This is a genomic window from Skermanella aerolata KACC 11604 (genome assembly GCF_000936425.1).
GTDB classification, from domain to species: Bacteria; Pseudomonadota; Alphaproteobacteria; order Azospirillales; family Azospirillaceae; genus Skermanella; species Skermanella aerolata.
In genome coordinates, this window is sequence record NZ_AVFK01000102.1 from 1 (window position 1) to 7,739 (window position 7,739).

The window sequence follows — 7,739 nt, forward strand, 5'->3', positions numbered from 1 at the left end:
TGGCGGCAGTGCAGGGTGCGACGGACGACGCGGTGGGGGACATCCGGGGTATCGCCACGGTGATCGAGCGGGTTAACGAGATCGCGGCGGCGGTGGCGGCGGCGGTCGAGGAGCAGGGAGCCGCGACCGCCGAGATCGCCCGCAATGTTCAGCAGGCCTCGGTTGGGACGCAGGAAGTCTCCTCCAATATCGCTGGCGTGACCCGGGCGGCGTCCGAGGCCGGAGCGTCGGCGGGCCAGGTGCTTTCGGCGGCGGAGATGTTGTCCGGCCAGGCGGACGCGTTGCGCCAGGAGGTCGCCCGCTTCCTCGCCGATGTGCGGGCGGGGTGAGCCATGACAGAGATTCATCCCCGAATTCTGAAGCGGCTGCAAACCGAGCGGGTACGGCGACTGGAGGCGGAGTGGACCCACGCCTGCCGCCGTCTCCGCAAGGAGCGCCTGATCATCGGCGGTTTGGCCGACACCGCCATAGGAAGCGAATTAAACCTTCCCGAATTGTGCGAGGTCCTCGATGACGCCCTGGTTACGTTGGCGGCTCTTGGTCCCGAGCATCCAGCCTCTTCGACGCTGCTCCACGCCATGACGAACGGTTTCATGAAAATTCAAGACGACATGCACCGGAGATTGAACAAAAGAAATGGCTGCGGGCCATGATTGACGCATATCTTGCTATGTTAGTTTCACGCTTAGTTTCACAATATTACGGCCTTTGAGAAATATGTTTATCCAGCTCGATGAATCAATGCCTGCGGAAGGGATACTCTGCTTCAATGTCGCAAGCCATGCAGGTGCTATTTCTTAGTCGCGGTTGAAGGCTATTGTGATAGCGTGAAAACTCAAGAGTTTAGGGAGAAGTAAAAATGAGCGACGTGGACCTGTCAAAACGGGCGTTGTTCCGGCAGGCCTGCTGCGGAGCGGCGGGCTTGGCATCAATGGCGTTCACCCCGCCAGCTTTATCGGCCACGGGAAATAAGACCGATCTGACCCCGGATCAGGCCTTGGAGGTGTTGAGGAAGGGTAATAGGGAATTCATCTCCGATAGTCCAATCCGGCAAGCGCTGGGGCGCGAGCGCCGGCTCGAAATCGCTCGGGGCCAGACACCCTTTGCTGTGCTGGTGAGCTGCTCGGACTCGCGCGTTCCACCGGAGCTGCTGTTTGGCCGGGGGCTGGGCGAGCTGTTCATCGTGCGCAATGCGGGCAACACGGTCGATACGACCGCACTTGGCAGCCTACAGTACGGTGTGGCCGTGCTGGGCTGCCCTCTGGTGGTGGTGTTGGGACATGAGCGCTGTGGGGCTGTCGAGGCGGCGGTGTCGGTCGTGACCAAGAACACGACCTTTCCCGGCAGCATTGGGAACATGATCGAGCCGATCGTACCTGCTGTTCTCAGAGCCCAGACCCAATCAGGTGACTTGATGCACAACGCCGTTCGAGAAAACGTACGGCGGGTCGTGAACCGTCTGCGGACCTCGGAGCCCATCCTCTTGGAGCCAATTCAAAGCGGTAAGTTGAAGATCGTTGGTGCGCATTACGATCTCGACGATGGCCAAGTGGATTTTTTTGACGTTTGACATGCGGAGGCCGTAAGACAAGGACGGCCTCCAAACTTTCCAGCAATTGCATTCGGGTCATGTGTATCTTTTGTTCCACTTTATCAAATAGAGAAATATATTTTCTACTTGAGATTGAATTTCATTGATGAAACAGACGGAGCTGTTCATTTTTTGTTTTGTCGATATGTTGTCTAATGAAAGTCCTCTCTGATCATTCTTTGCCGTTACGGTGGTGCTGTGGTGCACGGAGGCCGAAGAGCACCACAGCAACGCATCCCGACCAGCTGGCGCAAGGATTGGTCGAGAGTCGGAAGACCGGCATTTCTGATCCACTTCCTGACCCGCGGAGTCTCAGTGATGGGGAAAGCGGATCCTGAAACAGGTCCCGTCGCAGACCTCGAGCGACAGTGTTCCCTCAAGCTGCTCGACGATCGACCGGACGATCGTCATGCCGAGATGACCGTCGCGACCCAGGCCGACGCCATCGGCTACGCCGACGCCGTTGTCGGCGACGCGGATCTCAATATGCTCTCCATCGGTCTGGATGACGACGGCGATGGTTCCCTCCGCCCAGCCGGCAAAGGCATACTTGCAGGCGTTGGTGAACAGCTCGTTGACCACAAGGCCGATCCGGAGCACATCGTCGGCCGGCAGGACCGGATTGTCCCCGGTTTTGCTGCAGGTGATCCCGCTGTCCGGCAGAAGGAGATGGACGGCGAGGTCGGCCAGAAGATCGCGCAGGTAGTCGCCGGCAGCTATGCTCGTGACCTTGGCCGCCTGATACAGGTGACGGTGGACCTGCGCCACCGACTGAATGCGCCCATGTGCTTCCTGAAGCTGGCTGCGCACTGCCGGATTGCCGACGAACCGTGCCTGCAGTTCGAGCAGGGTCATGGCGGTCTGCAGCGAGTTCCTGACGCGGTGGCTCATCTCACGGATCAGCACGTCCTTCTGCCGCAGTGCCGCCACCCGTGGCGTGATGTCGCGGACAATCCCGACCAGCCGGACCGGCGTGCGGCCGGCCGGTGTGTCGGCGAACACGCCCTGACCGGCGGCACTGACCCAGATCACTGCGCCCGGCGGCGCGGACCAGCCGCATCTCGCAGGCATACAGGCCTTCGTGACCCGGATCCAGTGCTGCCCCAACCGCCGCCATTGCCCGCTCCCGATCGTCGGGATGAAGCAGGACCACGAAGCTGTCGAAGGTTTCCTGCTGACCAGGGGGCAGACCCGTCATCTCGCGCAGGCGGGGTTCCAGTGACAGCGGTTGCCCGCCACGTCGTAGTCGAAGGTTCCCAGCTTCGCCGCCTCAACCGCGACCTTGAGCAGGACAGGATCGAACTCATCGGAGCTGTTGCCGGAAGCCTTGTCGCTGTCCATGCTGTTCCTGCCAGACAATCAAACGACCCTTACAGGGTTTCGCCGCCCTGCTGAACTGTCCAGCATAAAACAAGGCTAGCGCATGTATCTTTTTACTTACGACCCCAACAGAACATGCAACACTATGTTGGGGATAACGTTATTGAAAATAATAATACAATCAATGCTGAGCAATATAATTGTTCCAAGAAAAGAGTTCGCTGAGGGGAAAGCAGGCGCATGCGCATTCTTATCGTTGAGAACGAAGCCATCATCGCCCTGTGCATTGGGCTGACGCTCCAGGAAGCGGGTCATGAGGTCATGGGACCAGTGGCGTGCCTGGATGCGTCCTTGAGGCTGGCCGAGCGGATGGTTCCGGACCTGGCACTGGTCGACATCGAACTCGACAGGGGCGGCAGCGGGATAGAGGTGGCACGGGTCCTGCTAAAACGATGGCGCGTAATGTCGATCTATGTCAGCGCCCGGCATTCGCGGGGCCGCGCCGGTACGGACGCGGCGGTGGGATGCCTGAACAAGCCTTTCGCGACACAGAGTCTGATCGGCACGGTCGAGGTCGCCCGGGTTCTGCGGCAGGGCGACCTTCCTGCCAGTTTGCCGAAAGGACTGGACCTGTTCCACGACCGGCTCCGGAACGCTGCCGGCTGGAGATAAGTCTTGCCATCACATCCGTCACGGCGTCAGCAGAGCTGTGACTCCGACATTGCTGTTGCCTGATCCGTGCTGCTCCCCTAGCTGTTTTGATCAGTATCGCGACATCACAACCCGGAGCCGCTCCCCATGCCCATCACTCAAGTTCGTGTTTCGGTGACGGGTGCCTCGTGAGCGACGTCACGGGAGACTGGATTTTGGCTGATTTTCCCGCTGCCGACCATGGGCTCGGCGCGCTGATCCGCCGCCATAAGTGGTCGGAAACCGCCCTAGGCACTCCGGCAGCCTGGCCGCCGCCGCTGAGAACGCTGGTCGAGGTGATGCTCGGCTCCAGCCAGCCGATGTTCGTCGCCTGGGGGCCGGAGCGCACGCTCCTCTACAACGACGCCTACGCTCCCATCCTGGCCACCAAGCACCCGGACGCTCTCGGCAGATCCTTTCTCGACGTGTGGCACGAGATCCGCAACGACCTAGAGCCGATCGTCGACCGGGCCTTTGCCGGTCAGCCGGTGCAGATGGATGACATCACCCTCCATATGGAGCGGAAAGGCTACGTGGAGGAAACACACTTCGCCTTTTCCTACACGCCGGTGCGGGACGAGAGCGGCGCGGTCGCCGGTCTGTTCTGCGCCTGTCAGGAAATCACCAGTCAGGTGCTCGCCGAGCGGCAGCTCCGCGACGGTGAGGCGCGGCTGCGCGGTGTTCTGGACGGCATGGACGAGAGCTTTGCCCTGCTCGATCATGACTTCCGCATCCTCGACGTCAACGACGAGGCCATGCGCCTGGAAACGCGGCCGCGCGCGGCGATCGTCGGCCGGACGCACTGGGATGCCTATCCCGGATCCGAGCACAGCGAGCTTGGAAGCCTGTACAGGCGGGCGATGACCGAGCGGGTACCGGTCGCTCTCGAGCACCATCACGTCTGGGAGGATGGACGCGCCGCCTGGCTCAGCATGCGTGCCTACCCGGTGGCTGACGGGCTCGCCATTTTCTACCGCGATGTGACCGCGCGCCGACGGGCGGAGAAACGCGAGCGTGAGAGCGCCAGGCGGGCGCGGGAGGACGCCGAGCGCGTGCAGCTCGCGCTCGATGCCGGCGCCATCGTCGGGACCTGGATCTGGGACCTGCCGACCGACCACTTCACGGCCGACGAGCGCTTCGCCCGTTCCTTCGGGCTCGATGCCGGGCTGTGCCGGCAGGGCCTCGGGATTGCGCAGGTCATGGCTTCGATCCATCCGGACGATCACCGGCGCGTTGCCGAGGCCATCGCCGAGGTGCGGGGCCGGGGCGGACCTTACTGCTGCCAGTACCGCGTACGCCAGCACGACGGTGCCTACCGCTGGATCGAGGCCAATGGCCGCGTCGAGCTTGCCGCCGATGGAACGCCGCTGCGCTTCCCCGGTGTTCTCCTTGACATCGATGAGCGGCGCGGCGCCGACGCGGCTCTGCGTGAGACCGGAGAGCGCTACCGGCTGGCGGCCCGGGCGACCAACGACGCGATCTGGGACTGGCGCATAGCCGATGGTCACGTCATCTGGAATGAAGCACTCGCTACGCTGTTCGGCTACCCGGACACCGGCACGACGGCCCAGTGGTGGCTCGACCACATTCATGCCGAAGATCGTGCCCGCATCGACCGCGACATCCATGCGGTGATCGAGGGCAGCGGCGCCGGCTGGAACGCCGAGTACCGCTTCCGCCGCGCCGATGGTTCGTACGCTGACATCCTCGACCGCGGCTTCGTTCTGCGCGATGAGGACGGCCGGGCGGTGCGCATGATCGGCGCGATGCTCGACCTGACCGAGCGCAAGCGCGCCGAAGCGGCGGTGCACGAGAGCGAGGAACGGGCGCGCCTCGCCGTCGAGGCCGCCGATATCGGTATATGGGACCTCGATGTCGGCACGGGAGAGCTGCGCTGGGACACCCGCACCCGGGCGCTGTTCGGCCTTTCCGCCCATGCACCGGTCAGCTACCAGGGCAGCTTCCTGGCCGGCCTCCATCCGGACGACCGTGCGGATGTCCAGGGTGCAATCGCTGCGGCACTCGCCCCGGAGGGACCGGGCGAGTTCCAGATAGACTACCGCACCCTCGGCCTTGAGGACGGCATCGAGCGCTGGATCGCCGCCCGCGGACGCACGGTGGTGCGGCATGGCCGCGTTGTCCGCTTCATCGGCACCGTCATCGACATCACCGGACGACGGCGTTCGGAGGACCAGCTGCGTGAGCTGAATGACAACCTCGAGGCCCGTGTCGCCGAACGCACCGCCGAGCTGAACCAGGCGCACGAGGCACTGCGGCAGTCGCAGAAGATGGAGGCGGTCGGTCAGCTGACCGGCGGTATCGCCCACGACTTCAACAACATGCTGGCGGTGGTGATCGGCTCGCTCGACCTGCTTGGACGCCGGCTCGGGAGTGCCGACCCCCGTGCGCGGCGCTACGTCGACAATGCGCTGGAAGGCGCCCAGCGGGCGGCGGTGCTGACCCAGCGGCTGCTCGCCTTCTCGCGCCAGCAGCCGCTGCGGCCTGAGCCGGTCGACGCCAACCGACTGGTGGCCGGCATGTCGGACCTGCTGCGCCATGCGCTCGGCGCCGATATCCGGCTCGAGACGGTGCTGGCCGGCGGCCTGTGGCGCAGCCACGCCGATCCCAATCAGCTCGAGAACACCATCCTCAACCTGGCGGTCAACGCCCGCGATGCCATGCCAGGGGGCGGCCGGCTGACGATCGAGACCCAGAACGCCCATCTCGACGCCCGCTACGCCGCCGCCCATCTTGGCGTGGCAGCCGGCCAGTACGTCCTGATCGCGGTGACCGACACCGGCAGCGGGATGACCGGAGAGGTGGTCGCCCGGGCGTTCGATCCGTTCTTCACCACCAAGGAGGTCGGCCGCGGCACCGGCCTGGGGCTGTCGCAGGTCTACGGCTTCGTCAAGCAGTCGGGCGGCCACGTCAAGATCTACTCCGAGCCCGGACAGGGTACCACGGTCAAGGTCTACCTGCCGCGCCTGCTCGGCACGGAGCACGACGTGGCGACCGAGGAACAGGATGCGGATGTACCGCTGGGCGACCGGCGCGAGGTCGTGCTGGTGGTCGAGGACGAGGTGGCAGTGCGCGAGTTCAGCGTCGATGCCCTGACCGAGCTGGGCTACCGCGTGCTCGAGGCCGACGGCGCCGCGGCGGCGCTGCGCCTGCTCGAGGCTCATCCGGACATTGCCCTGCTGTTCACCGACATTGTAATGCCCGACATCAACGGCCGAAAGCTGGCCGACGAGGCGTTGCGGCGGCGTCCGGAGCTGAAGGTGCTGTTCACCACCGGCTACACCCGCAACGCCGTGGTTCACAACGGCGTGCTCGATCCCGGCGTCGAGCTGATCGGCAAGCCGTTCACGCTCGAGGAGCTGGCGGCAAAAGTCCGCGCGGTGCTGGACGATCAGGGCTGAGGCCGGAGGAGTGGAGCCTCGATCAGGAGGGTTTGCCGACCACGCGCTCGATTGCGCTCAGGTCATAAGGCTTGGAAAGATACGACCAGCCACCGGGCCGGACGTTGATGTAGCCGGACACCAGCACGATGTGACCTTGCCTGTAAGTGCCGGGTGAATACTGGACCGGAAGGCCCAAGCGTGCGGAGAATTACGGTAGCGTCATGGACGCAATGTTGACCCCGCATCCGTTGATGCCTGTGCCACGGATCAGGGTCCGATGCTAGGAGAGGGCATCGGTGCGGCGACGTTGGGATTGGAAGTAGGTCCCATTAGGAATCACGTGGGCATGGATCAACGGCGAGACGCGCGCGAGATCTTCATCGGCAACAGCGTGACCGTTGGCCCGCAGCTGAGTGATGATGCGGTCGATGTGGACGGTGTTCCAAACGAGCACGGCATTGGAGAGCAGGCTCAGACAACTCGCCTTGTTCATGATCTCCTCGTAGTCGCCAGTACGGAACGCGCCCTGGTTGGCGAAGAACAGCCATCTGGCGAGACGAGGGAGCGTCGAGAGATTGGGGGTGCCAGCGATCAGAGGCATTCCGGAGCAAGGTTCGTCATTGGCTTTAAAGTGCCGGCTGAAGCCGGCACCCCCAATCTCTCGACGGTCCCAGGAGAAGGCCTCGGGGGTTTCGTCAGGTCTCACGCCAGATCTTGAGCGGAGGCATAGATCAGCC

7 protein-coding genes and 2 pseudogenes are annotated in these 7,739 nt (G+C 63.5%); 5 read left to right on the top strand and 4 right to left on the bottom strand.

What is annotated here, in order from left to right:
* The 3 genes and pseudogenes from N826_RS44585 to N826_RS37825 all read left to right on the top strand — a co-directional run.
* A pseudogene (locus tag N826_RS44585) lies at positions 1–329 on the top strand (hypothetical protein); the annotation flags it as partial.
* Between the two features lie 3 nt (positions 330–332).
* Entirely contained in the window at positions 333–653 is a 321-nt protein-coding gene (locus N826_RS37820) for a hypothetical protein (protein WP_044437653.1), read from the top strand.
* Positions 654–859: 206 nt separating this feature from the next.
* Positions 860–1,570, top strand: a complete 711-nt coding sequence (locus N826_RS37825; protein WP_044437654.1) for a carbonic anhydrase — start codon at positions 860–862, stop codon at positions 1,568–1,570.
* A gap of 333 nt (positions 1,571–1,903) precedes the next feature.
* Here the strand turns inward: N826_RS37825 and N826_RS37830 are convergent, their stop codons facing one another.
* From N826_RS37830 to N826_RS43990, 3 genes and pseudogenes are all read right to left on the bottom strand, one after another.
* Positions 1,904–2,662, bottom strand: a complete 759-nt coding sequence (locus N826_RS37830; protein WP_052832783.1) for a sensor histidine kinase — start codon at positions 2,660–2,662, stop codon at positions 1,904–1,906.
* Between the two features lie 22 nt (positions 2,663–2,684).
* Positions 2,685–2,789: pseudogene (locus N826_RS46235) on the bottom strand (PAS domain-containing protein); the annotation flags it as partial.
* Positions 2,786–2,932: a hypothetical protein gene (locus N826_RS43990; RefSeq protein ID WP_157599425.1), complete on the bottom strand. Its 147-nt coding sequence runs from the start codon at positions 2,930–2,932 to the stop codon at positions 2,786–2,788. The gene N826_RS43990 and the pseudogene N826_RS46235, both read right to left, overlap by 4 nt.
* 219 nt (positions 2,933–3,151) lie before the next feature.
* Between N826_RS43990 and N826_RS37835 the strand changes: the two genes are divergently transcribed.
* Together N826_RS37835 and N826_RS41395 are read left to right on the top strand one after the other, a co-directional pair.
* On the top strand, positions 3,152–3,583 hold the full coding sequence (locus tag N826_RS37835) for a response regulator (protein WP_044437655.1): 432 nt from the start codon (positions 3,152–3,154) through the stop codon (positions 3,581–3,583).
* A 194-nt stretch (positions 3,584–3,777) separates the two neighbouring features.
* A complete protein-coding gene (locus tag N826_RS41395) occupies positions 3,778–7,020 on the top strand; it encodes a hybrid sensor histidine kinase/response regulator (protein ID WP_044437656.1) in 3,243 nt (1,080 codons plus the stop codon).
* Positions 7,021–7,282: 262 nt separating this feature from the next.
* On the opposite strand, the gene N826_RS37845 is transcribed toward N826_RS41395, so the two are convergent.
* A partial coding sequence (locus N826_RS37845; protein WP_211099503.1) for a Tn3 family transposase occupies positions 7,283–7,739 on the bottom strand: 457 nt, incomplete at its 5' end.

Bases quoted from the DNA above. Each gene is read 5' to 3' on its own strand.
- N826_RS37820 (WP_044437653.1), top strand. From the start codon at position 333: ATGACAGAGATTCATCCCCGAATTCTGAAGCGGCTGCAAACCGAGCGG.
- N826_RS37825 (WP_044437654.1), top strand. From the start codon at position 860: ATGAGCGACGTGGACCTGTCAAAACGGGCGTTGTTCCGGCAGGCCTGC.
- N826_RS37830 (WP_052832783.1), bottom strand. From the start codon at position 2,662: ATGCCTGCGAGATGCGGCTGGTCCGCGCCGCCGGGCGCAGTGATCTGG.
- N826_RS43990 (WP_157599425.1), bottom strand. From the start codon at position 2,932: ATGGACAGCGACAAGGCTTCCGGCAACAGCTCCGATGAGTTCGATCCT.
- N826_RS37835 (WP_044437655.1), top strand. From the start codon at position 3,152: ATGCGCATTCTTATCGTTGAGAACGAAGCCATCATCGCCCTGTGCATT.